Consider the following 26,951-nt stretch of genomic DNA (forward strand, 5'->3'; position numbering starts at 1 on the left):
CAGGATCTGCGGGGCGTTCTGTCGTCGTGGCGACCTGGTTCAGGCGCGCAGGCCGAAGGCACTGGCGGCCAGCTGCTTCATCGAGAAGGGCGTCTTACGCCGCGCCGCGCGGCGGGCGATCATCGCGGTAGTGATCAGCGTCGTGCCATTCGGCGTGACGCGGAACCAGCGGGCGTCTTCCTCGGGGTCTTCGCCCACCACCAGCCCATCGGGCAAGGCGGTGGCCGGTGCCACGATGCAATCGGTCAAGCGCACCCCGGGCGAGACCCGCGCCCCCGGCATCAGCACCGAGCGGTCGAGCATCGCCCAGCGGGCCGGGTTGTCGGCATGCAGCACCGGCGACAGGATGCGGATGCCGCCGGTGTTCAGCTCGGCGCCGAAACGGCTGCGCAGCACGGTCACATCCGGGGCAAGCCGATGGGTCAGGCTCGGCGGCAGGGGGCGGGCACAGGGCGTCTTGCGCCCGGCAAAATCCAGCGAGGCGAGGCGGAAGGCATCCAGCGTGCCGACATCGCGCCAATAGGGCGTCCGCCCCCCTGCATCGCGCCAGACATAGACATCCGCCATGCCCTGCGCCACGGCATAGGGCAGCACATCATTGCCGAAGTCGTGCATCGTTGCGCGCTGGGTCAAAAGCTCGCGCAGCCAGCGCCAGGAAAAGACATAGACCCCCATGCTGGCGAGGGCGAGGTCCGGCTCGCCGCGCAGACCGACCGGCGCGGCCGGCTTCTCTTGAAAGGCCGCGATGCCGCCCGAAAGGCCGGGGGTGATGACGCCAAAACTGCTGGCCTCTTCCAGCGGCACCGGAATTGCCGCCACGGTGACCCGCGCGCCCGAGGCGCGGTGTGCCGCGATCATCGGGGCATAATCCATCTGATAGATGTGATCCCCCGACAGGACGAGCACCTCGCGCGCCTCCATCGCATCCAGCGCCGCGATATTGGCGCGGATCGCGTCCGCCGTGCCGAGATAGCCGCGGTCGCCCACCACATGCCGCGCCTCGCGCAGGACAAGGCCCGCATCGGGGAAGGCGGGCAGCCAGACCAGGTTCAGATGCCGCGATAGGGTGCCGGGCTGGTACTGGGTCGCCACCAGCATCCGCTTGATGCCCGAGGCCACGGCATTGGCCATGGTGAAATCGACGATCCGGTGCATCCGGCCGAAATGCAGGGCCGGCTTGCACTCTGACTGGGTCAGCTCGTGCAGGCGCGCGCCCTGGCCGCCGGCCAAGAGAACGGCCACGGTCTTGGACAGGTCAATCTCGGGAAAAGCAGAGGAGGACACGGGCAGCATGATCGAAATCCTTCAGCTTGGCATCTGGCGAACAAACCCTCCAATCGCGCAAAGGTTCCCGTGGGCACGCCACATCTTGCGCCTTGTCGTGCATTTGTGATCGACCCGGCGGCCTTGCGCCGAGGCCACTCCCGAAGGCGCTGTCCGCCGCCCCGCCTGCCGTGGCAATCTTTGTTCCGGCGCGGAACCGCTCTCCGCGCCGTGACGTTGATCTTGCGAATTCCCGGGCAGCACGCCGATCCGCACGAGGATCGGCCCCTTCCGGCAGCAGCAAGGATCTTCGCCATGCCCGACAGCAGTTTCGCCCCTTTCACCATCGACCGCGCGGCCTCCCGGTCCGATACGCTCGGGGCGGATTACGATGGGGAAGGGGTGAACTTCGCCCTGTTCTCCGCCCATGCCACGCGGGTGGAGCTGTGCTTTTACAGCGAGGATGGCAGCATGGAGATCGGCCGCGTCGATCTGCCCCTGCATGAGGGCGAGATCTGGTTCGGCTATGTGCCGGGTATCGCGCCGGGGCAGGTCTATGGCTACCGCGTCCACGGCCCGCATGAGCCTGAGGCGGGGCACCGCTTCAACCCGGCGAAGCTGCTGCTCGATCCCTATGCGCGCGAGTTGCGCGGCCCGCTGGTCTGGGACGATGCGCTGTTCGGCTATCAGGTCGGCTCGGACGATCTCAGCCTCGATGACCGCGACAGCGCGCCCTTCATGCCCAAGGCCGTGGTCGTCGATCCGGCCTTCGACTGGGAGGTGGAAGATACCCTGCGCACCCGCTGGGAAGACAGCGTGATCTATGAGGCCCATGTCAAAGGCCTGACCAAGCGCCACCCCGCCGTGCCCGAAGCGGTGCGCGGCACCTTTGAAGGCCTCGCCCACCCCGAGGTCATCGCCCATCTGAAACGCCTTGGCGTGACCGCGGTGGAGCTTTTGCCGATCCACGCCTTCGTGCAGGACCGTCATTTGCTGGAGAAGGGCCTGTCGAACTACTGGGGCTACAATTCGCTCGGCTTCTTTGCGCCCCATGCCGATTACCTCAAATCCGGCTCGGTGCGCGAGGTGAAGGAAGCGGTGAAGCGCTTTCACGCCGCGGGCATCGAGGTGATCCTCGACGTGGTCTACAACCACACCGCCGAGGGCAGCGAGATGGGGCCGACCCTGTCCTTCCGCGGCATCGACAACGCCTCCTACTATCTTCTGTCGCCGGAAAACCCGCGCCACAGCTTCGACACCACGGGCTGCGGCAATACGCTGAACATCGACCATCCGGCGGTCTTGCGCATGGTGCTCGACAGTCTGCGCTACTGGGTTCAGGTCTGCCATGTCGACGGCTTCCGCTTTGACCTGGCCGCGACGCTGGGCCGGGAATCCTATGGCTTCGAACGCGAGGGCACCTTCTTTGCCACGATGAAGCAGGACCCGATCCTGTCGACGGTCAAGCTGATCGCCGAGCCCTGGGACATCGGCGAGGGCGGCTATCAGGTCGGCGGCTTTCCCTGGCCGTTCCGCGAGTGGAACGACAAGTTCCGCGACGACACCCGCGCCTTCTGGCGCCGCGATCCCGGCCTTCTGCCCGCGCTGCCCGAGCGGCTTCTGGGCTCGCCGGTGCAGTTCGACCATTCCGCCCGGCCCGCGACCTCTTCGGTCAACTTTCTGGCCGCGCATGACGGTTTCACCCTGTGGGACACCCTGTCCTACAACGACAAGCACAACGAGGCGAATGGCGAGGGCGGGGCCGATGGCCATGACAACAACCTGTCGCACAATCTGGGCGCCGAAGGCCCGAGCGAGGATGAGGGCATCCTCACCGCGCGTCTGCGCCGGGCGAAGGCCATGCTCGCCACGCTGATGCTGTCGCAGGGCGTGCCGATGCTGCTGGCCGGGGACGAGTTCGGCCAAAGCCAGCAGGGCAACAACAACGCCTATTGCCAGGATAACGAACTGGCCTGGCTCGATTGGTCATCCGCAAGGGAAGGCCTGACAGAGGCGGTCGCCGCCCTGACCGCGCTCCGCCGCGAGACGGGTCTGTCGCAGGCGCAATTCGGCGACGGCACCCCGGGGTCAGAGGCGCCCACGGCGCGCTGGCTGCACCCCGAGGGCCGCGAGATGGCCGAGGGCGACTGGCAAAGCCCCGAAGCGCGCTGTCTGGGCCTGCACCTGTCGCTTGCAACCTGCGATCTGCTGATCCTGATCAATGCCGGCGACGACACCGGCTTTGCCCTGCCCGAGGGCACTTGGCAGGCGCTGATCGACACCGCCGCCGATGACATCAAGGCCTCAGGCACCGCCGAAGGCCAGGTCGACCTCGGCTGGCAGTCCGTAAAGGTCTTCAAGGCGGGCTGACCGCCCCTCTGCTTTCGTTTGCGCCTTCCCTCGCCCCCCGGTTTCCCAACCAACTGGCCCCCCGCAACTGGAGACGACAGACCATGCCCGCCCTTCTCGCCCCCTTACCGCTGATCCTTGCGACCCTCTTCTGCGCCGCCTCGGGGTTCGGGCGGGTCGCAGCGCTTCGGCCCGCCCGCCAGCTTGGCAAGACATCGGCCCGCCGGTGTGATCTGTGACGCGGCCTGCCATGGAAGAGGCTGATTTCACCCCCATGCAGACCGCGCGCCAGCAGATGGTCGCACCCGAGACCGAATTGCCTGGCTGGCGGGCGCGCAAGATCACCTTGCCGACGCTCGCCACCATCGCCGCCGTCATCGCGGCAGTCTATTTCGCCAAGGATGTCGTGCTGCCTTTGGCCATCGCGACGCTGATCGCCTTTGCCCTGTCGCCGCTGGTCTCGCGGCTGCGCAAAAGCGGGATGCCCAACATCCCCTCGGTGCTGATGGTCGTTCTGGTGGCCTTCGTCGCCATCGCGGTCTTCATGCTGATCGTGGGGTCGCAGCTGACCTCGCTGGCGCAGAACCTGCCGACCTTTCAGGCCAATATCATCCAGAAGCTCGACAGCCTGCGCGAGGCGGGCGGGCATAACAGCATCGTCGGCCGCATCGGGCAGATGATCACCACGATCAACAACGAGGTGGGCGGAGGCTCGACCGCCGCCGTCACCCAGCCGACCGGCAGCACCGCCCCCGCAGCCCCCGCGCCGATGGCGGTGCAGATGGTGGATTCGCAGCGCCCGCTGACCATCCTGCGCGATGTGCTGCTGCCGCTGCTCAGCCCGATCGCAACGGTGGGTCTGGTCATCGTCGTGGTGATCTTCATGCTGCTGGAGCGGGACGAGCTGCGCGACCGCTTCATCCGTCTGGTGGGGTCCAACGACCTGCACCGCACGACCCAGGTACTCAGCGATGCGGGCGACCGGGTGGCGCAGTACCTGCTGGTGCAGCTTCTGGTCAATGTGATTTACGCGCTGCCCATCGGGCTTGGCCTGTTCCTGATCGGGGTGCCCAATGCCGTGCTCTGGGGGCTTCTGACCCTGGTCCTGCGCTTTGTGCCCTATATCGGGTCCTTCCTTGCCGCGGCCTTCCCCTTGTTCCTGTCCTTCGCCGTCTCGCCCGACTGGTCGGCGGTGCTTTGGACCATCGCCCTGTTCGGCGTGGTCGAACTGGTCACCAGCAACGTGATCGAGCCCTGGCTCTATGGCTCGCGCACCGGGATCAGCCCGCTTGGCATCATCGTCTCGGCTGTGTTCTGGACCTGGCTCTGGGGGCCGCTCGGGCTGGTCATGTCGACGCCGCTGACGGTTTGCCTCGTGGTCCTGGGCCGCCACATGCCGCAGTTCGAGCTGTTCGACATCCTTCTCGGCGACGAACCCGCCCTTGCCCCGCATTCGCGGCTCTACCAGCGGCTTCTGGTCGGCGATGTGGCCGAAGCCGCCGTGCTGGCCGAAGAGGCGCTGGAGACGCAGTACCTGGCCGAGTTCTACCGTGACACCGGCATTCCCGCGCTGCAGATCGCCCAGCATGACCATCTGCGCGGCGTGTTGAAGGCCGAACAGCAGACCCGCCTTGCGACGGCCGTGCAGCAGATGGTGGCCGATCTGTCCGACGCCGCCGAGGAAGAGGTGGTCGAGGCGCAGAAGGCCGATGCCGACCCCGAGGGCACGCTGCTGGATGGCGCGGGCTACCGAGTGCTCTGCATGGGGGCGCGCAGCGATCTGGACGATGCCGCCGCCGCCATGCTGGCGCAGGTGCTCAAGACCCATGGTGCCGCGGCCAGCTTCCAGACCCACCACGATCTGACCCTCGCCAATTTCGAGGCCCTCTCGGCCGCGGCGCTCAACTGCGTGATCTTCAGCTTCCTCGATACCGAACCTTCGCGTGCCTCTTTCCTGCACATCCGCCGCATCAAGCGGGCCATGCCCGCGCTGCGCGTCGGCGTGGTGATCTGGGAGGATCTCTCCGAAGCGTCGGAAAAGGGCCAGGACAGCGGCATGCTGCCGCCGGTGACCGAGGCCACCCTGCAACAGGCGCGCGAGATCGGTGCCGATTTCGCCGTCCGCTCGCTGGAAGCCGCCTGCAAGGAGGCCTTCACCAAGGCCGAGGCCGTGCCGCTGACCCCGCGGCCCAAGCGCGCCGCGCTGTCCTATGGCGCGCGTCCTGCCGCCTGAGACGACCTGTCCGGCGGCCGGGCCAAAAGCCCTGCCGCCGGGCGTTTCGATCTGAAGATGTGTCGCGCCGGGAAGTTTCGCGCAAAAGGGAACCCTTCGCCTTCGAAATTGTTTCCTTCGGTGATCAACCAGAAGAGGCAGGCCCGCAGGTGAACGCAGAGAAAAAGCCAGAAGGTGCCACGGGAGCGGTGGCGATGCCCTTGCCGTCGGACAGCTGGGGCATCATCGGCTCGGGCCCCATGGCGATCTACCTGCTCAAGCACCTGATCAATGCCGCCGACGCGCTGGAGCGCGACACTTTCCTTGAAATCACCGTGCTGGAGGCCAGCGACAGCCCTGGCACCGGCATGCCCTATCGCCCTGAAATGAATGCCGATTTCATGCTCGGCAATGCCTTCAGCCGCGAGATCCCCTCGGTCACCCAGCCGCTTCTCGATTGGCTTCTGGGGTTGAGCGATGCCGAGCTTGCCCGCTGGAACCTGACACGGCGAGATCTGACCACCCGCAGCTTCTATCCCCGCCTGCTGCTGGGCGCCTATTACGCTGCCGAGTTCGAGACGCTTTGCACGGCGGCCCGGGCGCGTGGTCATGGCGTGCGCGTCCTGCCACGCCACCGCGTCACCGACATCCTCCCCGGCACAGCGTCCAGCACCTGTTTGGTCGAGACCCCCGCCGGCACGCGGCGTTTCACCTTCGGCACCGTGGTGATCGCAACCGGGCATCATTTCGAAGAACACCCGCGGCTCGGCACGGCAGAGCTTGTCTCGCCCTGGCCCGCCACCCGGCTTGCGGCGCTGCCGGCCGGGCGGATCGGCATTCTCGGCTCCTCGCTTTCGGCGATCGACGTGGCGGTGGCGCTGGGTCAGATGCATGGCAGCTTTCAGGACGAGGGCGCGCAGATGCGGTGGTTCCCGCATGACACCGCCAGCGATCTGCGCCTGACCATGGTGTCACGCCGCGGCATCATGCCCGAGGCGGATTTCTACTACACCTACCCGCACGCCCCCTTGCGCCACCTGACCGAAGAGGCCGTGGCGCGCGAGGTGGACGCGGGCGCCGAGGGCCTGCTCGACCGGGTCTTTGCCCTGCTTCTCGCCGAACTGCACGACGCCGATCCCACCTATCTGGAAGGTCTGGGCCCGGAGGCCGCTACGATTCCGGGCTTTGCCGAGGCCTATTTCGCCCGCCGTCAGGCGCTGGGCGGGCTGCGGTCGTTGCGCGAGACCCTGGCCGAGGCGCGCGAGACTATGCGGCGCAAGACCACCGTGCCGCACCGCTCGGTCCTGCTGCGCGGGCACGAGGCCTTCGATGCGGCCTTGCGCGTGCTGACCCCGCAGGATTGGGAGAGCTTTTCCACCCATCTGATGCCGGTCTTTGCCGATTGCTATGCGGCGGTGCCGGATCTTTCGGTCTCCCGCGTGCTGGCGCTGTTCGAGGCGGGCGTGCTGGATCTTGTCGGCACTGGCGACGCCGAGGGCGCCATCGCCGCAGCACCGGGCGGCGGTATCACCCTGACCCTGCCCGACGGGCAGCGAGAGCTCGATCTGATGATCGACGCGCGCGGCCAGCCGGCAGAGCCGCTGTCCGACCTGCCGTTCCCCGGGCTGGTGGCGGCGCTGGCCGATCCGCAGGGCGCGCTCGAGGCGCCCTTCCGTCTGGCGCTGGCGGGGCAGGAGGGCGCGGGCCCGGCGATCTATTGTCTTGCCATGCCGCAGGTGATCGCCCGGCATCCCTTCTCGCAGGGCCTCGCCAATTGCGCCGATCTGTCCCGCGCGGTCGCGGCAGCGGCGCTGTCCAACTGATGGGGCAGGCGCGCTTTCCCCGGCGCGCCACGCAACCCTGCCGCGACCAAGGCTTTCCTGCCACAGCGCGGGATCGTCTTTCCCCTGCGTCCATCCCGGAAGTCCTGTGCGGAAAGCATGTTTTCGGCCGCTTCGGCGCGAAAGAGCATGTTGGCAAGTGCAGGCAGTATGTTACCGTGATAGGGCGGCAGCCATGATGGCGGACAAAGGGACGGTCGGTGCAGCGCAACAAGGCGGCGGTGAAGAGATGGCGGGAATGCCGGCCCAGATCATGAAGCGGGCCAGGCGGACGCGGCGCATCGCGGCCTTGCTGATGGTGATCGGCTTCGTCGCCTTGACGCTGATGGTGGCCTTGACCTTCCGTCTGGCTCAGCGGGCGCAATCCGATTTCGACCTTGGCGTCCAGTCGCGCGACATCGCCTCGGCGGCCTCTGAACTGCGCTATGGCATCCAGGCCGCGGAATCGAGCCAGCGCGGCTTTCTGATGAACGGCAACGAGATCTATCTTGCCCCGTTCGGCACCGCCAAAGTCCGCTCCTTTCAACAGCTTGCCAAGCTCACCCTGCTGTTGAGCGCCGACAGCGGCGCGCAGCTGGTGCTCAAGCGGCTTGACCCGCTGGTGCAGGAGAAATTCGAAGAGCTGGACCGGACCATCGCCCTCAAGCGCGAGGGCCGGGGGGATGAGGCCCTGGCGATCCTGCGCACCAACCGGGGCAAGGCGCTGATGGACGAGGCCAATGTCTTCCTCTCCAGCATCGAACGCCATGCCAATGAAAAGCTGAACGACAACATGGCCCGGCAGAACGAAGGCCTCCACCAGCTGAGCCAGATCATCCTGGCCGCAGCGGTGCTGATCCTTCTGGTGGTGGCGGCGACCGGTCTGGTCATCCGCGGCTTCGTGCGCAGCCTGCGCCGGGCGCAGGACAATGTCATCGCGGCCAATGCCGGGCTTGAACAGCGGGTGAACGAGCGGACAGCCGAACTGACCATGGCGCGCGACCGCGCCCAGGTGCTTCTGGCCGAGGTCAATCACCGCGTCGCCAATTCGCTGTCGCTCGTCGCCTCGATGGTCAGCCTGCAGGCCCGCGCCTCCGACAACCCCGAGACCCGCGCCGCCCTGACCGAGACGCAGAACCGGATCAGCGCCGTTGCCGTGGTCCACAAGAAGCTTTACACCTCGGGCGATGTGCAATCGGTGGAACTGGGGGATTTCCTGCCCAGCCTGCTGTCGCAGCTGGAAACCTCGATGCGCGCCAGCGGCCACCAGTCGTTCCTGAAGCCCGAGATCGCCCAGCTGTCGCTGCCGACCGACAAGAGCGTCAGCCTTGGCATCATCGCGGCGGAATGGGTGACCAATGCCTTCAAATACGCCTACCCCAACGGCAAGGGCGAAATCCGCGTGACCCTGACCCAGGCCGAGGGCGGTTCGGCCGAGCTTCGGGTCGAGGATGACGGCGTCGGGCGGGCGGCGGACCCGGTCCTGCAGGGCACCGGGCTTGGCACCAAGCTGGTCAATGCCCTGGCCGCGAGCCTTGGCGGGCGGGTCGAATATGCGATGCGCCAACCCGGCACCTCGGCCCGGCTGATCCTGCCGGCCGCCTGATCACAGACCCCGACACCAGGATGGGATGACGATGCGCAAGTTCACGACCGCACAACTGGCAGCCGCCGTGATCTGCCTTGGCACCGCAGGCGCCCTGCCTCCAGCTTGGGCCCAGGACCGGGGCGAGGGGATGACCAAGCCGGTCGTCCTGCCGCCCTTCGACGCGACAGCCGCGGCCTGCACCCCGCCGCCCGGCCTCGACAAGGTCCTGGCCTTCGACAGCGACAATGACCGCGACTTCATGAAGGGCATCGGCCGCGGCCTCGAGATTGCCGCGCAGGAGACCGGCCTCGCCTTTCAGAAGGCCAGCGCGGACAATGACCCTGCGGCGATGGCGGCGGTGCTCGATGGCCACCTTGCCGCCCATGTCGGCGCCGTGGTGGCAGCCCCGATCGACGCGGCGGCGCTCGCCCCCCACAGCAAGGCGCTGATCTGGTCGGGCGCCTATCTCGGCACCATCGTGGCACCACCCGCCACCACGATCCTCAACGCCCCGCAATATCTGACCGGCAAGACCCTCGGCGATGCCGCCGCCGACTATATCAACCGCCATCTCGGCGGCAGGGCCAATGTCGTGATCCTGACCCATGACAGCCTGGGCTTCCTCGCCCCGCGCTTCGCCGCGATCCGCGCGGCACTCGACAAGGTGCCGGGGGCGGTGATCGTGGCCGACATCTCGCCCGAGACGGTGAACAACGCCGGCGGCTATGCCACGATGCAGACCATCCTTCTGGCCGAGCCGCGGATCGACGTCGTGCTCGGCGCCGATACCGTGGTGATGGGTGCCCTGGCCGCGATGCGCGATGCGGGCCTTGCTCGGCCCGACCAGTTCTTCGGCGGCATCGACGGCGAGGCGGATGCCGTCTCCGAGCTGCGCCGCCCGAACAGCCCCTACAAGGCCAGCATCAGCCTCGCCGCCTCGGTCTTCGGTTATGCGATGGGCCGCCATGCCGCCGACTGGCTGGCCGGGCGCAGCATCCCCCAGGCGATCGACATCCTGCCCATCGCCCTGACCGCCGAAAGCCTGCCGCGCTATGAGGCCGACATCGCCGACCCCGCCGCCGTCTATGCCGATCCGGCGCGCCGCGACACCTATCTGCGCTTTTACGGCAATATCTGCTATGACAGCCGGGCCAATTTCCTGAACTTCCCCTGGTCGTCCGAGGGGCAATAGGCGCGGAATTTCCGGCCCGCGCGGGAACCATTCGGCCTCTCAGGTCTTATTGGGGCAACCCTTTCAGAAACGAGGCCCCCCATGAAGATCCAGATCGGATTCGACATCACGATCCAGCGCTACGGCGCAGCCCCCCTTCTCCTCGGCCTGAGCCTGCGCCCGGAAGAGGAGGCGCGGCTCATCTCCCAATCCGACCTGATCCTCAGCCCGTTTACCGGCTTCACCTCCTTCATCGACGATTTCGGCAACCGCCGCCTGCGCGTCGCGGCGGGGGAGGGGCCCTTGCGCCTGCAATGGCAGGGCACGGTGGAGGATGACGGCCAGCCCGATTTCCTCGACACTTCCGCAAGGATCGCCCCGGTCGAAAGCCTGCCGAACGAGGTGCTGCAATTCCTCGCGCCCAGCCGCTATTGCCAGTCGGATGTGCTGATGGCCGAGGCCTGGGCGCGCTTTGGTCATCTGCCCGAGGATTGGTCGCGGGTGCAGGCGGTGCTGGATTTCGTCCATGGCCACATCAGCTTTGGCTATGGCTATGCCAGCGCCTTCAAGACCGCGCAGGATGCCTTCAACGAAAGGCAGGGCGTCTGCCGCGACTTCGCCCATCTGACGATCACGCTCTGCCGGGCGCTGAACATCCCGGCGCGCTATGTCAGCGGCTATCTCGGCGATATCGGCGTGCCCTATGCCGGGCCGGGCGATTTCTGCGCCTGGGTCGAGGTCTTTGTCGGCGGCCGCTGGTGCACGATCGACGCCCGCCACAACACGCCGCGCATCGGGCGGGTGAAGATGGTCGAGGGTCGCGATGCGGTGGACGTGCCGATGATCACCTCCTTCGGGACCATCGCCATCACCCATTTCGCGGTGAACTGCGACGAGGTCCTGTCGGCTGCCGCCTGAGCGACCCAACAGCCCGAAGGGTCGGCAAGAGCCGATTTGACGCATCAGGATCAGGGGGAAGGTGGCAGCCCGTAGGGGAGTCGAACCCCTCTTACCTGGTTGAAAACCAGACGTCCTAACCGATAGACGAACGGGCCACGCTTTGTGCGGCGGTGTCTAATCAAGCCTGCAGCGGCGCGCAAGAGGAAATTTGCGCGCAGACGCATGAACTTGGGGGCATGAACTTGGGGACAGCTCACGCCTCGGCCGCATCCTCCAGCCGGAGCTGGGGTTTGGAGCGGCCGTTCCAGTGGTTGATCTCCAGCCTGCCGGCCAGGTGAAAGCTGCGGTGGCCGGGGTTTTCCAGGGCGGCGCCAAGGGGCGTGTCGAAGGCGTTGAAGGCCACGGCCTCGATCCGGGCGCCCTCGGCCTCGCCGAAGGTCAGGCGCAGATGCGCCTCGCCGATGCGGCGGGCGGTGACACGCTGGCTGGCGAAGGCGAATCGCGGGGCGGGGGCTGCGGCGCCGAAGGGGCCGGCCTCCTCGATCTGTTCGATCAGTGCCGGGGTCGCGGCGCTGGGCATCAGAAGCGAGGAGATCGCGAGGTCCCCCGCGCCGCCCTGGCCCGCGCCCTGTTTGGCGAGCAAGACCTCCAGCCGCTCCATCGCGGGCAAAAGCTGCGCCCGGGTCAGCGTCAGGCCCGCCGCCATCTTGTGACCGCCGCCCTTTTCGATCAGCCCTTCGGCGGCCAGCCGCTGGATCGCGGCACCGAGGTCGACGCCGCTGACCGAACGGGCCGAGCCTTTGCCGATGTCGCCCTCGAAGCCGATCACGACGGCAGGGCGGTGGGTCGCCTCTTTCACCCGTGCCGCGACGATGCCGACCACGCCGGGGTGCCAGCCATCCTCGGCAGCCCAGGCAAGGCCGCCCTCCGGCCCATGCGCCTCGACCTGGGCCAGGGCCAGTTCGCGCACCCGTGCCTCGATCTCGCGCCGCTCGGTGTTGAGCGCATCGAGCCTTGCAGCCAAAGCAGTGGCCTCGGCGGGGTTGTCGGTGGACAAAAGCCGCGCGCCGAGGTCGGCCTGACCGATGCGGCCCCCGGCGTTGATGCGCGGCCCGAGGACGAAGCCAAGCGCATAGGCCGAGGGCGCCTGATCCAGCCGGGCGATGTCGGACAGGGCGCGCAACCCGATCCGATCGCGCCGCGCCATGACCTTCAGCCCCTGCCGCACGAAGGCGCGGTTGACGCCGAGGAGCGGCGCCACGTCGGCCACGGTGGCGAGGGCCACAAGGTCGAGCATCGCCATCAGGTCCGGCCCCTGTTCGCCCTTCAGGCGCAGGCGGCGGTTGGCCTCGACCAGCAGCAGGAAGACGACCGAGGCGGCGCAAAGATGGGCCAGCGTGCCCTCCTCGTCCTGGCGGTTGGGGTTCACCACGGCCAGCGCGGGGGGCAGGGTCTCGCCGCCGAGGTGGTGGTCCAGGACCACGACATCGCAGGTTGCCGCGGCGATGGGATCGTGGCTCAGCGTGCCGCAATCGACGCAGAGGATCAGGTCATGCGCCGCGCCCAAGGCGGCCATCGCCGGCACGTTCGGGCCATAGCCCTCGTCGATCCGGTCGGGGATATAAAGCGTCGGCACCAGGCCGAAATGGCGCAGCCAGATGATCAGCAGCGCGGCAGAGGCGCCGCCATCCACGTCGTAATCGGCAAAGACCGCGATGCGCTGGCGGCGCGCCACGGCTTGCACAAGCCGATCAGCGGCGGCCCCCATGTCGCGCAGGCTCATCGGGTCGGGGAGCAGATCGCGCAGGGCGGGCGCGAGAAAGGCCTCCGCCCCCTCGGGCGCCACGCCGCGCGCGACGAGGGTCTGGCAGAGCGCCTGCGGCAGGCGGGTGCGCTGCGCCATGGCCTCGGCCAGCCGGGCCGCCTCGGGGGTGGGGCCGGACCAGCGGCGTCCGGTGAGCGACGATTCGACGTTGAGAAATGCGGTCATGGCCCGGGGATGCACCGCCCGGCGCGGCCATGCAAGCCCGGCGCTTGCCAGCTTGGGATTCGAGTGGCAATGTGGCGGGATTAAGTCCCCCCACATTTAGCAGGAAAGCGTTTGACATGACCGATGTTGTGCTTGGCCCCGGCCCCGACAATGTGACGGCTTCCGCAGCGGGCGACCGCATTTATGGCGGCGATGGCGCCGATACGCTGACCGCCGTTGCGGGGGGCGACGAGCTTTACGGCGACCGCGGCGATGATGTGCTCAACGGCGCCTCGGGCAATGATGTTCTGAACGGCGGCAGCGACATCAACATCGTCGAGCACAATGTGATGCATGGCAATGGCGGCGATGACCGGATCATCTCGGCCTCGCAGGGCGACGAGATCTTCGGCGGTTCGGGCAATGACACGGTCCAGGTCTCGGCGATCCGCACCGGGCAGGTGGTGGATGGCGGCACCGGCAGCGACACGCTTTACCTGCTGGCGCTGACCGGGTTTTCGGAGACGATCAGCATCACCATGGGCTCGACCTTCCAGCCGATCGTCGGCGGGGTGAACGGCGCGACCTATATGAACTTCGAAACCCTCTATGTCGTCGGCGGCAGCGGGTCGAACCTGATCACCGGCGGCGCGGGCAATGACACGATCCTTAATTCCTACAGCAATGTGTCGAGCTTTCAGGGCGGGGTGCTGAAAGGCGGGCTCGGCAATGACGCGATCACCTTCTACGGCCTGCCGGTCACCGGCAGCGGCGCGATGCAGCTGGATGGCGGCAAGGGCAGCGGCGACAGTCTGACCTGGGGCAATGGCTTTGCCTCTTTCGGCGCGCTGCTGATCGATATCGCCGCCGGGACCATGACGGCGGACGGCACGATCTTTGCCAATTTCACCGGCTTCGAGGCCTACAAGATCCAGACCTTCTCGGGCACCAGCGGCACGGTCACCTTCACCGGCGGGGACGAGGTCGACACGCTCGACCTTTATTCCGGCGGGGCCACGCTGGACACGTCGGGCGGCAATGACGTGATCAACCTGCGCTCGGGCGACACCACGCTGCGCGCCGGGCTGGGGGATGACGTGGCCCGGGTCGATTTCTCCAACGGGGCGCAGCAGAACCTCCTGGGCGAGGGCGGCAATGACATGCTGGTCGGCGGCACGGGGCAGGCCACCCTGTCGGGCGGCGACGGCAATGACACGCTGTCGGCCTACAATGGCCGCAGCCTGATCAACGGCGGCGCCGGGGATGACACGCTCTACATGACCAGCACCTATTCGATGGCCGGCACCGGACCGGCGGTGATCAACGGCGGCGCCGGACGCGATGCGCTGACGTTGGAGCTTTCGGCCTTCACCGGCGCCTTCAAGGCCAATTTCAGCGCGGCGAGCGTGGTTCTGGCCGATGGCACCAGGGTCAACGGGGTCGAGGCGGTGAGTTTCGTCTCAGGCTCCGGCAATGACAGCCTGACCGCCTCGAACGACGCGCTCGGCTATACGGCGAACAAGCTGTCGAGCCTGGGTGGCAATGATACGCTGACCGCCGCCAATGCCGGGGCGAGCCTCGATGGCGGTTTCGGCAATGACCTGCTGATCGGGGCGGATGGGGTGGATTACCTTAACGGCAACAACGGCGACGACATCCTGCGCGGCGGGGCGGGGGCGGATACGCTGCTGGGCGGTTATGGCCGCGATCTGATGCGGGGCGGTCTGGATGCCGACCGCTTCGTCTTCAGCGCCGCGACCCATTCGGGCAAGGATGCGGCAACCCGCGATGTCATCGTGGATTTCAGTCAGGCCGAGACCGACCGCATCGACCTGTCGGCCATCGACGCCGATGGCAATTTCGGCAATGGCAAGACGGCCTTCACTTTCATCGCCAACAGCGGCTTTCACAACGTCGCGGGCGAGCTGCGCTTTCAGAGGCTCAACCCCGCCGGCACCGCTCATGATGTGACCATCATCTCGGGCGACATCGACCACGACGGTGTCGCCGATTTCCAGATCGAGCTCAAGGGCCTCTTCACCCTGCATCTGGGAGATTTCGTGCTGGTCTGACCGCTGCCAGACCAGCCCGCAGGCCCGGCTTACTTCACCGGGCTGCGATAGCTCATCCGCCGCACTGATCCGGTCTTGGAGCGCATCAGGATGGTTTCGGTGGTGATATGGCTCGGCTCGCGCTTGATCCCCGACAGAAGCGAGCCGGAGGTGACGCCGGTCGCCGCAAAGATCACATCGGCGCGCACCAGATCGTCGCGGGTATAGACGCGGTCGAAATTGGTGATGCCGGCCTTGCGGGCGCGGCCCTTCTCGTCGTCGTTGCGGAAGATCAGCTTGCCGAAGAACTGGCCGCCCATGCATTTCAGGGCCGCTGCCGCCAGCACACCCTCCGGTGCGCCGCCCGAGCCCATGTACATGTCGATCCCCGTCACCTCGGGTTCGGCGCAGTGCATCACCCCGGCCACATCGCCATCGGTGATCAGCCGGATCGAGGCGCCGGTCGAGCGGATCTCTTCGATCAGCGCCTCGTGGCGCGGGCGTTCCAGCACGCAAACGGTGATGTCATGGGTCGAAACCCCCTTGGCCGCCGCAAGGGCCGAGACGCGTTCGGAGGGCAACATGTTGAAGGTCACCGTGCCGGGTTTGAAGCCCGGGCCAATGGCGAGCTTTTCCATGTAGACATCGGGCGCATGCAGCATGGTGCCGCGCGGCGCCATCGCGATCACGGTCAGGGCGTTGGGCATGTCCTTGGCGGTCAGGGTGGTGCCCTCCAGCGGGTCAAGCGCGATGTCCACCGCCGGGCCCTTGCCGGTGCCGACCTCCTCGCCGATGAAGAGCATCGGCGCCTCGTCACGCTCGCCCTCGCCGATCACCACGACGCCGGCGATGTCCAGAAGGTTCAACTGGTCGCGCATCGCGTTGACGGCGGCCTGGTCGGCGGCCTTCTCGTCGCCCCGCCCGATCAGATGGGCCGAGGCCAGCGCCGCCGCCTCGGACACGCGGGCAAGGCCGAGGGACAAGAGACGGTCCTGAAACTCCAGAACTCCAGCGGGGGCGGTGGGCATGGGAATATCCTTTTGCGGCGGGGCTTTCTGCCCGATTAGCCGGGTGTCCGGCTTGCCGCAAGGATGATTGCGCTAACCGTCCTGCTTGGCCTGCGGGAAGGGGCTCAGGGCGCGCGTGACCCCGGCTGCAAAACAGGCATCCTGCTGGCTGATGGCGGCGAAGGCCGGGGTCTTGGCAAGCCCGGCGGCGGGGGCGGGCGACTGGTCAAGGTCCAGATGATGCAGCGCCGCGGTGCCGAGCAGAACCTGCTCGCCACGCGGGGTGGCGAAGAAATCCTCCGTGTCCATCACCTCGGCCGGCGGCGTCAGCGCCGTCGTCGCCGCCCGCGGCGCGCCGAGGAGACCGGCAAAGGCCGCGGCGCAGGATTGCGGGTCCTCGGGGCAGCGCGCCGCGCAATAGGCGCGGACCGGGGCATATTGCGGGCGGGGCAGCAGGTCCTGCAGCACCATCGCCACCTCGTGCGGGGCGAGCGGGCGCGGCGTCTGGTCGCGCCAGAGCAGCGCCATCGCGCGGCGGCCATCCTCCAGCCGCCCGGCATGGTCGGGGGCGTCGCCAAGACCCAGGGTCAGCGCCCGGCCCGGACTGCCGGGGTAATGGTCGGTGACCTCGGCCAGCACCATCCAGCCCTCGATCCGGTCCTGATCCAGCCAATGCTGCAGCACGGGCAGGGCGGCGTCCTCGCCCTTGGTCAGGTGCCGCAAGAGGATCAGGGCCTTGAGCAGCGGGGCGGCGGGCAGATCGGCAAGGCCCTCGGGCAGGGGGGCCGCAAGGGGCATGTGGTTGACCCAGGCCTCAAGCAGGGCATCGCCCTTGCGCGCCTCGCCCAGCTTGTACAGCCCCAGGGCCCGGTCAAGCTGATCCGGCATCCGGGGCGAGATTGCCCCGCCCTGCCACAGGGCCACCACCGGCGAGGCCGCGCTGGCGAGGTCAGAGGTCCAGCGCCCGCCGATCTGGCGCTGCGCCAGACGCTCCGGCATCGGGCCGGTAAAGGGCCACCAGGCCTCGACCACCGGCAGGGCCACGAGGGCGGCGGCGTTTCCGGCGGCGGCCTGGGCGTGGAGCGCCTGTCGGGCCTCTGCGTCATCGGATCGGGTGACCGCGGTCAGGGAAGCGCGAAAGCCGGGGTCATCGGCCCCGGGCAAGGGGTCTGCCACGGCAGGACCGGTCATGCACAGACAGAAGAAGACTCGCAGCCACATGATGCGCCTCCCCGAGGGAAGGGTCCGCCTGTGGCCGCGTCATGTCAAGTCAGACCTCTTCGATGCGCAGCGCGACCGGGGCGCCCACCAGAACGCCGGTGGCGGCAAAGCGGCTCATCGCGTGGTCGATGTCGTCGCGGGTTGCCTTGTGCGTGACGATCAGCACCGGGGCATTGGCGCCGGAATGGCCGTATTGGCGCATCTGGTCGATGGAGACCCCGGCCTCACCCAGACAGGTGGCGATCTTCGCCAAGGCGCCGGGCTTGTCGAGCAGCGTCATCCGCATGTACCAGGCCGCAGGCGTCGCGGTCTTGGCGGCGACCGGGGTGGCAAGGGTGGCGGCGGGCTGGCCGAAGGTCGGCAGACGCAGGCCGCGCGCCAGGTCCAGAACGTCCGACATCACCGCACTCGCGGTCGGGCCTTCGCCCGCGCCGGGGCCGCGCAGCACGATCTGGCCGGAACTGTCGCCCTCCAGCACCACCATGTTGGTGCCGCCCTGCAACTGGCCAAGCGGGCTGTCGGCGGGGACGAGGCAGGGCGTCATCCGCTGTTCCAGCCCGCGGCCGGTGACCTGCGCCACGCCGAGAAGCTTGATGCGGTAGCCCATGTCGGCGGCAAGGTTGATGTCGTCGATCGAAATGGCGCCGATGCCTTCCAGTTCCACCGCGTCGAAGGAGACCTTGGTGCCAAAGGCGATGGCGGCCAGAAGGCTCAGCTTGTGGCCGGCGTCGATGCCCCCGACGTCCAGGTTCGGGTCGGCCTCGAGATAGCCCAGCTGGCGCGCCTCTTCGAAGACCGTCTCATAGGGCAGGCCAGCCGATTGCATCCTTGTCAGGATGTAATTGCAGGTGCCGTTCATCACGCCCATGACGCGGCGCAGCTGGTTGGCGGCGAGGCCCTCGGTCAGGGCCTTGATCACCGGGATGCCACCGGCGACAGCGGCCTCGAAGCGGATCACCCGGCCCGCGGCCTCGGCGGCGAGGGCCAGGGCCTGGCCGTGGTGGGCCAGAAGCGCCTTGTTGGCGGTGACCACATCCTTGCCGGCGGCGATGGCGGCCTCGGTGGCCAGACGCGCCGGGCCTTCATGGCCGCCCATCACCTCGATGAAGACATCGACATCCGGGCGGCGGGCAAGGGCCACGGGATCGACCTCCCAGGCATAGCCCGACAGGTCGGCATCGCGGTTCTTCTTGGGGTCGCGGGCCGAGACGGCGACAATCTCCACCCGGCGGCCGGTGCGCGCGGCGATCAGGTCGCCATGGCGCTGCACGATCTTGACCACGCCGATGCCGACGGTGCCAAGGCCAGCCAGACCGATGCGAAGGGCGGGGAGTTGGTTCTGGCTCATCTGGGACCTCGTCTGACTGCTGCACAGCCTGTTAGCCGTTTCGCAAGCGCAGCGCAACGCGGCGGCGCGTCCCGGCGCGGCCTTACTGCACCGGCGGAGGCCGCGAGGCCGCCCAATTGCGCAGGCCCCCGGCACGCCCGGCCAGCGCCGGGCCGGGGTCGGTGGCGGCCGGGGCGGGCAGAAGCTCGGACTGCGGCAGAAGCCGGGGCGCCGGGACCGTGCCCGACCCTGCGGGCCAGTCGATCTTGGGATGGGCCGTGCAGGCCGAAAGCATCAGGGCAAGGATTACATAACGCATGAGCCCTTCTAGCGCCCCTTCGCAGGCTTTGCACCCTTTGCGCGCAGCTTGGGCGAAGTTCTTCGCATCCGGGGCGCGCGGGCCCTCAATGTTCGGGCCGCACGAAGGTGCCGTTGCGCAGCTCGGTCATGGCGCGGCGAATCTCGGCTTCGGTGTTCATCACGATCGGGCCGTGCCAGGCCACCGGCTCCTTGATCGGCTTGCCCGAGATCAGCAGGAAGCGCACCCCCTGCGGCCCGGCCTGCACCGTCACCTCATCCCCCGCGCCGAAGGTGATCAGCGTCCGGTTGCCCGACAGGTCGCGGATATTGACCTCCTGGCCGTTGACCTCCTTCTCCATCAGCACGCCGCGCGGGCGGCTGGCGTCGCGGAAGGTGCCGGCGCCTTCGAAGATATAGGCAAAGGCATTGCGGCGGGTGTCGACCTTGAAGGTCTTGCGGCGCCCCTCGGGGACAAAGATGTCCAGATACTGCGGATCGGCGGCAATGCCATCGACCGGGCCATATTTGCCCCGGTAATTGCCGGTGATCACCTTGACCACCGTGCCGTCATCATCCAGCAGTTCGGGAATGTCGCGGCCCTTGATGTCCTGATAGCGCGGCTTGGTCATCTTCAGATGGCGCGGCAGGTTGGCCCAAAGCTGGAAGCCGTGCATCTGGCCCTTGCCGTTGCCGTAGGGCATCTCTTGATGCATGATCCCCGAGCCCGCCGTCATCCACTGCACATCGCCGCCCTTCAGCGTGCCCCGGTTGCCAAGGCTGTCGCGATGCTCGACCGAGCCGGAGAGGACATAGGTGATCGTCTCGATCCCGCGATGCGGATGCCAGGGAAAGCCCGCCTTGTAATCGCGCGGGCTTTCGCCGCGAAAATCGTCGAAGAGCAGGAAAGGATCGGTGTCCGAGGTCTGGCCGAAGCCGAAGCCGCGGTGCAGATGCACCCCGGCGCCTTCCACCGTGGGGCGGGCAATCTGGCTTTTCTTGACGGGACGGATCGACATCGGGGCCTCCTGAAGCAGCTGGGCCTTAGGTAGGCGCGCCAGCCGCCCTGCGCCAGAGCGGGGCCTCTGCGATAGGCGCGGGGAGGCCGCGCATTTCTGCACAGAAGTCGGCAGGGCGGCTCAGGTCACCGGGCAGGGGATGCTGTCCATCGCGATGCAGGTCAGAAAGCGCGGCCGTGTCACGATGAACTCGCTGAAGGTCTGGTCGCCCATGAAGGTGTTGAAGGCGGCGACATAGGGCACCCGGACCTCGACGATCACCACGTAATCGCCCGGCGACATGGCGGGGATCTTGCTGACGTAATTCTTCAGGGTCGCAGTGGTCTGCACCGGCATCGTCACGCTGTTGGTGGTGCGCGACCAGTGCACCTCGAACCGCTTGTTGGCATCGCTGTAGCTGACCGAGGTCACCCGCATGGTCGAGGTCTGGTCCGGGTCGATCAGATATTGCACGACCTTGTTCATGCCGGTGACATAGCTGGTGGTCAGCCCGACCCTCTCGCGCGAGATCATGTCCGAGACGGTATAGGCGGCCTTCTGCACCGTGTTGAGCGAGCGGAAGGCGTCCCAATAGACGAACAGCCCGACATAGGCCCACAGAAGCACCGGCAGAACGATGACGGCCTCGGCGACGATGGCGGCCTCTTCGCTGCGCCAGAACCGCGTGAAGGGCCGGCAAAGGCGCTGGATCATCGGGGGGAGGGGCTGGCGCATCAAATCGGCTCCACCACAAAGGCGCTGCGCGCGACAAGGGCATATTCGCCCGCTGAATCCAGCGTGAGGTTCAGTGCCAGTCCGGTGCCCGGGAACAGCGCCGGCAGCGTCACGCAGACCCGGATCAGCATCAGGTCATTGGGCTCGCCATATTTCAGCGTGGTCACCGGCTCTGCCGGCGAGGTGCGGTTGATGCAGGTGGTCGGCGTGGAGGGGAAGCTCCAGGTCGAAGTGCTGACGCGGTCCAGCTGGATCTTGATATTGCTCTGGCAGTTCGGGAAGATGATCGTGCGCGAGCAGATCTCCTTCTTCAGCAAGGCATTGGTCACATTGGCGTAATGCCCCAGACGCAGCTCGCGCATGGTCATGTCGACCGATTGCTCGAGCAGGATCTCGCGCGTCATCAGAAGGCCGCTTTCGAAGGAGGCCATGAAGATCAGAAGGATCACCGGCACGACGAGCACGAACTCCATCGAGGCGGTGCCGTCCTCCTGGCGCAACCGGGCCGGCAGCAGCCGGGCGAGCAGGCGCCGGAAGCTGAAGCTGCCGAAGGAATGGGTCATTGGGTCAACCTCAGCTGACTGATATTGTTGGCGATGGCGGCAAAGGCGGTCGAGATCTGGATGCCCGAGGCGTCAAAGTAATTGGCCGGCCCTGACGCGCAGGCGGCGATCTGGGTCTGACCATTGGTGGGCGCCTCGAAGGCGATGCCATAGACGATGACGCCGGCGTTCTTGGCGGCGGTGCAGGCGGTCTGCATCTGGGTGTCCATCGACGTGGTCGTGGTCTGGGTGCGGAACAGCGCCATCTGGTTGTTGAACGAGTTCATGCTTGAACCCGCATAGAAGGTCTGGGCGACATATTGCATCGGCAGCTTCTGCCAGACCTCCGGCCAGGTGCGGTTGGTGGCGCCGGTGGGCGTGGTCGTGTCGCTTGGCACATAGCAGGCCGTGCTGGTCGGCGTCGTGCCGTTCCACGGCCGCGATTGCCACCTGGTGCTGCTGCTGGCGGTGGGCACATAATAGGGGCGGCTGTTGCACAGGTTGGTGGCGTTCGAGGCGTTCACCTTGGTCGGATCGAAGATCGACCACTTGTTGTCGCTGGTGCCCTGCCAGATGGGCGACAGGCCGGTCTTGTAGGCGTCGTTGACCCGCTCTTCCTGGAAGTTCTCGCCGTCGGTCATCAGGATGATGACCTTCATCGCGTCATCGGCCTCATAGGCCAGCGGGCGGTTCGCCATCGTGGCGGGCATTTTCCCGTTGGTGATGGCATCGGTGTAGATCGCCTGCATCGAAGGGTCGAGCAGGGTCATCCCCCATTTCATCCCGGCGTTGATCGAGGTCGCGCCGACCGCGGCAAGCCCGTTGATATAGCCTTGCAGCGTCGCGGTATCCTGCTGCGGCAGGCGCACGATATTGCCGCCCGAACCCGCCGGGTTGCCGGTGTAATAGGTCGAGCCATTGGTGACCGGGCACCATTTGTTGGCCTCGTTCGGGGTCGAGGTGCCCGAACTGGAATAGGTGTCGACGTTGGCCGTCATCGGCAGCGCATCGGTGGTCGAGACGGCATAGGACGTATAGGCCGAGGCCGGCAGGTCGACGCAATCCACCCCGGCCTGGCTGGTGCTCGCCCCGGGCAGGGTGTTGGGATAGGACATGGTGAACTTGGCGCGCAGCGTCGGCCCGAGGTTGACCTGGCCGTTGAAGGGCACGATACCGATCGAGATCTTGTGCTCGGCGTCATTGGTCAGGATGGTCGAGACGAACTGGTTGGCCGCGTTCTTCAGGTTCACCAGCTTGTTGTTCGAAGCCATCGAGCCCGACACGTCGAGCACCATCATGATCTCGACATTGTTGATCCGCTGTTCGGCGGTCGAATTGCCGGCGGCGTCGAAAGTTTCGACGCCCAGCAGCTTGAGGAACAGCGGGTCGGTCGCGGCCTCTGCTTTGGCGTTCACGTTGCGGAAGTTCAGCCCCTGGGTCACGGTGACCGATTTCAGGTAGGACAGGGCGCCGGCCTTGGTGAAGTAATCGTTGACCACCGAGGTCGGATCGCGGTCCTGGGTCAGCGAGGCCGCGGCGAGGGTGGATCGGTCCAGCGTGTTCTGCACCGAGGTGCGGCGGGCCTCATAGCGCATGACATCCACCGCGATGCCGCCCATCATGATCATCAAGAGCATGAACATCAGCCCGAAGACCGTAAGCGACCCGGACTCGTCGTGGAAGAACCGCCAAAGCCCGCGCCGATCGCCAAAGAGAGCGCGCATCCTTTCGAGATTCTTCGTTTCCATGCCCATTTTCCCCTGTCAGCCGGCCACACCCCGGAATCGGGGCGCGCCAGGACGCAGTTCCGCAGGGGGCATTTAGCGCAAGGCTTAGGGCGAAATTATGTCGGGTTTGTGCGCGCATTGGGGACTCCACAGGAGCGCCGCAGCCCCTTTCAACCGTGACGTGCAGGCCAGGGAAAAAAGCGGCTGCGGTCGAAGGGCGAAAATGCGGCCGGGCCGAGCATTTTCGCCCAGATGGCGCACCGGACCCTTGCGGGACCGGGCAGGCGCGTTTGGCCAAGGCGGGCCAGACCGGGGGCCAGACCGGGGGGGCAAAACGAACCTTACTGGGTCAGGCGCAGCTGGGTCAGATTGGCGGCGATGGTCTGGAACACCGAACGGATCGTGTTGCGGTCGGCAATGAAGGTGCGGTCCGGGTCGGCGCATTTGGTGATCACGTCATTGCCATGGGCCGGCGCCTCGACGGTGATGCCATAGATCTGCACGCCATTGGCCCGGGCCTGGTTGCACGAGACCTGCAGCGAGGCATCCATGTCGCTGACCTGGGCATAGGTGGCGACCATGGCCGAGGTGGCGTTGTTATAGGCGCTGGTGCTGGGCGAGGTGGCGCTGCTGCCGAGCGCGCGGGCATAGAACTGCCAGGCCACATAGCTCTGGCGCATGTTGGACCAGATCTGCGCCCAGTCCTGCTGGACCGCAGCGCCGCCGCCGGCATAGACCGCACTTTGCCACTTGTTCAGATGCGGCACGAACCAGGTGTTGGACCCGGCCCAGGTCGGCCGGCCCGAGGTGAACTGGATCGAGTAATTGCCATCGGTGGCCTTGTAGATCGGCGAGGGGCCGGTCTTGTAGGCATCGGTGATCCGGTTGTGCGACACATGTTCGCCGTCCGTCATCAGGACGATGATCTTCAGCACCTTGGTCGTGTCATAGGCGAGGGGGCGGCCCTCCAGCTCGGGCTGCATCTTGCCCTCGCTGATGAACTGCGCATAAAGCGGCTGCATCGAGGGGTCGAGCATGGTGACACCCCATTTCATCCCCAGCGTGATCGAGGTGTTGCCGCCGGCCACCAGGGCCTCGATCTGCGATTTCAGCGTGTCGGGGTCGCTGCCGGGCAGGCGCACGACATTGACCTTGCTCGGCGGGCAGAAAGAGCCGTTGAAGGTGCCCTTGTAGGCGCCCGAGGTCACCAGCGAGGGCGCCGCAAGGCCGAGGTCGAGCGGGGAGACGAAGCTTGCGACCTTGCTCGTCGCACCCACGATATCGGCATAGGCCATCATCGGCATCGGCGCGTTGGGCGACAGGGCCTGGGTGCCCCAGGCGGTGGTGGGGATTTCGACGCAATTGACATCCGTGACGCCGGCCCGGTTGGTCAGGTTGAACTTCGATGCCAGATCCGGCCCGATATTGACCTGGGCATTGTAGGGCACGATCGCGATCGAGACCTTGTGGTGGGTGTCATTGGCGGTGACCGTGTCGACGAATTCCTCGGCCGCGACCTTGAGGTTGGCGATCTTCTGCCCCGACATCGAGCCGGAGACGTCGAGGACGAGCACGATCTCGACATTGCTGATCGCCTGTTCGGCCTGGCTTGCGGCCGGCGCGTCGAATTTGTCGATCCCGAGGAGGTGGAGGAAGAAGGGCTGGGTATCGGCAAGGCCCGAGGTGTGGACGACCCGCTGGTTCATCCCGTCGGTGACCTGGATGTTCTTCATCTGGTCGCTCAGACCGGCCTTCTGCATGTAATCGGCCACGACATCGGCCGGCACCAGCTTCTGGTCCAGCGAGGCCGCCGCCAGCGTGGCGCGGTCCAGCGTGTTCTGCAATTTGGTGCGGGTGTTCTCGTACCGCATCAGATCCACGGCCAGCCCGCCGATCATCAGCATCAGGACCATGACCATCAGCCCGAAGACGATGAGCGCGCCGCTCTCCTCGGCCTGGAACCGCCGGGCCCGCAGGCGCAACCGGGTAAAGCTGTCGTGAATGTCGTTAAGCATGGCAGTGCTTCCCAATAACCATAACCGGTCCCAATTTCGGCCCGATCCTTGACGCCCCACCGCCTTCCATTTGCCCAGAAGTTGAGGCGAAATAAAGGCATATTTGTCCGATCCGGGGTTTCTGCCGGGATGGCGGAAACAACCCCGGGTGGCAGATCGGCACTGTCGCAGCGGGCGCAACAGTGGGCGGTCGAAGGGGCGCGGAAACAGTGCCACAATCGCGCCCAAATGCGCTTGCGGGGCGAATCACCTCGGGCTGGTTTGCCGTCAGGCGGCGGGGGTTTTGCGCGGGCGGCGGTTAACCAGAAGCCGCGGGGCAGGGCGGCTTGCCCTTCGCCCCGGGCCGGTCTGGCAAGATGGGCAATATTGCCCATCCTACCGGCCACCGCCTGCGCGCGACATCTTCTGTCGCAGTCAGGCCAGTTGTTTGCACGGCGCTGTTGAATAACATCGTAAAAACCCGCAACAATCAGGCTTGGCACTTGTGCCGGGCCAGAGGGACCACGCGATGCGCTATTCGGGCTGGAACGTCATCACCCAGGGGCTTCTGGGCAACAAGGGCTGGGGCCGTGCCTGGCGCGATCCGGCGCCCAAGGCCGAATATGATGCGATCATCATCGGCGGCGGCGGGCATGGTCTGGCCACGGCCTATTATCTCGCCAAGAACCACGGGCTGACCAATATCGCGGTGCTGGAGAAGGGTTACCTCGGTTCCGGCAACATCGGGCGCAACACGACCATCGTGCGGGCCAACTACTTCCTGCCGGGCAATTCCGAGTTCTACTCGCATTCGCTGAAGCTCTGGGAGAAGCTGGAGGGCGAGCTCAACTACAACGTCATGCATTCGCAGCGCGGCCATATCATCCTGTTCCACTCCGACGGGCAGAGGGATGCGGCGGTGCGGCGCGGCAATGCCATCGTCAACCAGGGCGACGATGCCGAGATCCTGAGCGTCCCGCAACTGAAGGAGATGCTGCCCTATCTCGACTACAACCAGACCCGCTTTCCGATCTATGGCGGGCTGATCCAGCGCCGGGCCGGCACCGCGCGGCATGATGCGGTGGCCTGGGGCTATGCCCGCGCTGCCGACCGGCTGGGCGTCGACCTCATCCAGAATTGCGAAGTGACCGGCATCGACATCTCGGGCGGTGTGGTGACCGGCGTGCAGACCACCCGCGGGCCGATCCGGGCGAAGAAGGTCGGGATGGTGGTGGCCGGGCGTTCCAGCCAAGTCGCGGCCATGGCGGGGATGCGGCTGCCGATCGAAAGCCATGTGTTGCAGGCCTTCGTGACCGAGGGGCTGAAGCCGGTGATCGACAATGTCGTCAGCTACGGCATGGGCCATTTCTACATCAGCCAGTCCGACAAGGGCGGCCTCGTCTTCGGTGGCGACATCGACATGTATGCCTCCTATGCCGCACGGGGCAACCTGCCGATGGTCGAACATGTGATGGAGGCCGGCATGACCCTGATGCCGATGCTGGCGCGCGCCCGGGTGTTGCGCAGCTGGGGCGGCATCATGGACATGACGCCGGATGGCTCGCCCATCATCGACAAGACCCATATCGAGGGGCTTTTCGTCGATGCCGGCTGGAACTACGGCGGCTTCAAGGCGGCGCCCGCCTCGGGCTGGTGCATGGCGCATCTGATGGCCACCGGCGAGAGCCACGAGGTCGCCCGCCGCTTCCGTCTGGACCGTTTCCGCACCGGCCATATCCTCGACGAGGAATCCACCGGCAGCCAGCACAACCTGCATTGA

At 66.7% G+C, this 26,951-nt stretch carries 19 protein-coding genes and 1 tRNA gene; 8 read left to right on the plus strand and 12 right to left on the minus strand.

The genetic code is table 11. The annotated features are described in order from the left end of the window. Positions 1–39: 39 nt before the first annotated feature. Complete coding sequence (locus AC1DZT_RS09565; RefSeq protein ID WP_478006394.1) at positions 40–1,293, minus strand: sugar phosphate nucleotidyltransferase; 1,254 nt, start codon at positions 1,291–1,293, stop codon at positions 40–42. Between the two features lie 285 nt (positions 1,294–1,578). Between AC1DZT_RS09565 and glgX the strand changes: the two genes are divergently transcribed. The 6 genes from glgX (at position 1,579) to AC1DZT_RS09595 (ending at position 11,321) form a co-directional block, all read left to right on the plus strand. Next, complete coding sequence (gene glgX, locus AC1DZT_RS09570; RefSeq protein WP_478006395.1) at positions 1,579–3,633, plus strand: glycogen debranching protein GlgX; 2,055 nt, start codon at positions 1,579–1,581, stop codon at positions 3,631–3,633. Positions 3,634–3,862: 229 nt separating this feature from the next. Then, positions 3,863–5,845, plus strand: coding sequence for an AI-2E family transporter (locus AC1DZT_RS09575; RefSeq protein ID WP_478006396.1), 1,983 nt, complete (start codon positions 3,863–3,865; stop codon positions 5,843–5,845). A 194-nt stretch (positions 5,846–6,039) separates the two neighbouring features. Continuing rightward, the gene (locus AC1DZT_RS09580; RefSeq protein ID WP_478006397.1) at positions 6,040–7,647 is read left to right on the plus strand and encodes an FAD/NAD(P)-binding protein; all 1,608 of its coding nucleotides are present in this window, start codon (positions 6,040–6,042) and stop codon (positions 7,645–7,647) included. A 193-nt stretch (positions 7,648–7,840) separates the two neighbouring features. Continuing rightward, positions 7,841–9,250, plus strand: a complete 1,410-nt coding sequence (locus AC1DZT_RS09585; protein ID WP_478006398.1) for a sensor histidine kinase — start codon at positions 7,841–7,843, stop codon at positions 9,248–9,250. Positions 9,251–9,281: 31 nt separating this feature from the next. Then, complete coding sequence (locus tag AC1DZT_RS09590; RefSeq protein WP_478006399.1) at positions 9,282–10,424, plus strand: sugar ABC transporter substrate-binding protein; 1,143 nt, start codon at positions 9,282–9,284, stop codon at positions 10,422–10,424. 81 nt (positions 10,425–10,505) lie between these two features. Beyond that, positions 10,506–11,321, plus strand: a complete 816-nt coding sequence (locus tag AC1DZT_RS09595) for a transglutaminase-like domain-containing protein (RefSeq protein ID WP_478006400.1) — start codon at positions 10,506–10,508, stop codon at positions 11,319–11,321. Positions 11,322–11,383: 62 nt separating this feature from the next. Here AC1DZT_RS09595 and AC1DZT_RS09600 read toward each other — a convergent pair. Together AC1DZT_RS09600 and recJ are read right to left on the minus strand one after the other, a co-directional pair. Next, a tRNA-Glu gene (locus tag AC1DZT_RS09600) sits at positions 11,384–11,458 on the minus strand. A 98-nt stretch (positions 11,459–11,556) separates the two neighbouring features. Beyond that, entirely contained in the window at positions 11,557–13,293 is a 1,737-nt protein-coding gene (recJ, locus tag AC1DZT_RS09605; RefSeq protein WP_478006401.1) for a single-stranded-DNA-specific exonuclease RecJ, read from the minus strand. Between the two features lie 116 nt (positions 13,294–13,409). Here recJ and AC1DZT_RS09610 point away from each other — a divergent pair, with 116 nt between their 5' ends. After that, complete coding sequence (locus AC1DZT_RS09610; RefSeq protein ID WP_478006402.1) at positions 13,410–15,344, plus strand: hypothetical protein; 1,935 nt, start codon at positions 13,410–13,412, stop codon at positions 15,342–15,344. Positions 15,345–15,373: 29 nt separating this feature from the next. Here AC1DZT_RS09610 and glpX read toward each other — a convergent pair whose 3' ends face one another. The 9 genes from glpX to AC1DZT_RS09655 form a co-directional block, all read right to left on the minus strand. Then, complete coding sequence (gene glpX, locus AC1DZT_RS09615; RefSeq protein WP_478006403.1) at positions 15,374–16,351, minus strand: class II fructose-bisphosphatase; 978 nt, start codon at positions 16,349–16,351, stop codon at positions 15,374–15,376. Between the two features lie 72 nt (positions 16,352–16,423). Further along, positions 16,424–17,551, minus strand: a complete 1,128-nt coding sequence (locus tag AC1DZT_RS09620) for a hypothetical protein (RefSeq protein WP_478006404.1) — start codon at positions 17,549–17,551, stop codon at positions 16,424–16,426. Positions 17,552–17,600: 49 nt separating this feature from the next. Further along, positions 17,601–18,899 carry a homoserine dehydrogenase gene (locus AC1DZT_RS09625; RefSeq protein WP_478006405.1) on the minus strand — a complete coding sequence of 433 codons (1,299 nt, stop codon included), beginning with the start codon at positions 18,897–18,899 and terminating at the stop codon, positions 17,601–17,603. Between the two features lie 82 nt (positions 18,900–18,981). After that, positions 18,982–19,197 carry a hypothetical protein gene (locus AC1DZT_RS09630; protein ID WP_478006406.1) on the minus strand — a complete coding sequence of 72 codons (216 nt, stop codon included), beginning with the start codon at positions 19,195–19,197 and terminating at the stop codon, positions 18,982–18,984. 85 nt (positions 19,198–19,282) lie between these two features. Then, positions 19,283–20,194, minus strand: a complete 912-nt coding sequence (locus AC1DZT_RS09635) for a pirin family protein (protein WP_478006407.1) — start codon at positions 20,192–20,194, stop codon at positions 19,283–19,285. Positions 20,195–20,314: 120 nt separating this feature from the next. After that, entirely contained in the window at positions 20,315–20,908 is a 594-nt protein-coding gene (locus tag AC1DZT_RS09640; RefSeq protein ID WP_478006408.1) for a TadE/TadG family type IV pilus assembly protein, read from the minus strand. Further along, entirely contained in the window at positions 20,908–21,471 is a 564-nt protein-coding gene (locus AC1DZT_RS09645; RefSeq protein ID WP_478006409.1) for a TadE/TadG family type IV pilus assembly protein, read from the minus strand. Before AC1DZT_RS09645 ends, AC1DZT_RS09640 begins: the two co-directional genes overlap by 1 nt. Next, positions 21,468–23,198, minus strand: a complete 1,731-nt coding sequence (locus tag AC1DZT_RS09650; protein WP_478006410.1) for a pilus assembly protein TadG-related protein — start codon at positions 23,196–23,198, stop codon at positions 21,468–21,470. The genes AC1DZT_RS09645 and AC1DZT_RS09650 overlap by 4 nt, the downstream gene beginning before the upstream one ends. A gap of 320 nt (positions 23,199–23,518) precedes the next feature. Next, complete coding sequence (locus AC1DZT_RS09655) at positions 23,519–25,192, minus strand: TadE/TadG family type IV pilus assembly protein (RefSeq protein ID WP_478006411.1); 1,674 nt, start codon at positions 25,190–25,192, stop codon at positions 23,519–23,521. A 508-nt stretch (positions 25,193–25,700) separates the two neighbouring features. Between AC1DZT_RS09655 and AC1DZT_RS09660 the strand changes: the two genes are divergently transcribed. Beyond that, positions 25,701–26,951 carry a sarcosine oxidase subunit beta family protein gene (locus tag AC1DZT_RS09660; protein WP_478006412.1) on the plus strand — a complete coding sequence of 417 codons (1,251 nt, stop codon included), beginning with the start codon at positions 25,701–25,703 and terminating at the stop codon, positions 26,949–26,951.

Source organism: Rhodobacter sp. P1_C2 (assembly GCF_056406375.1).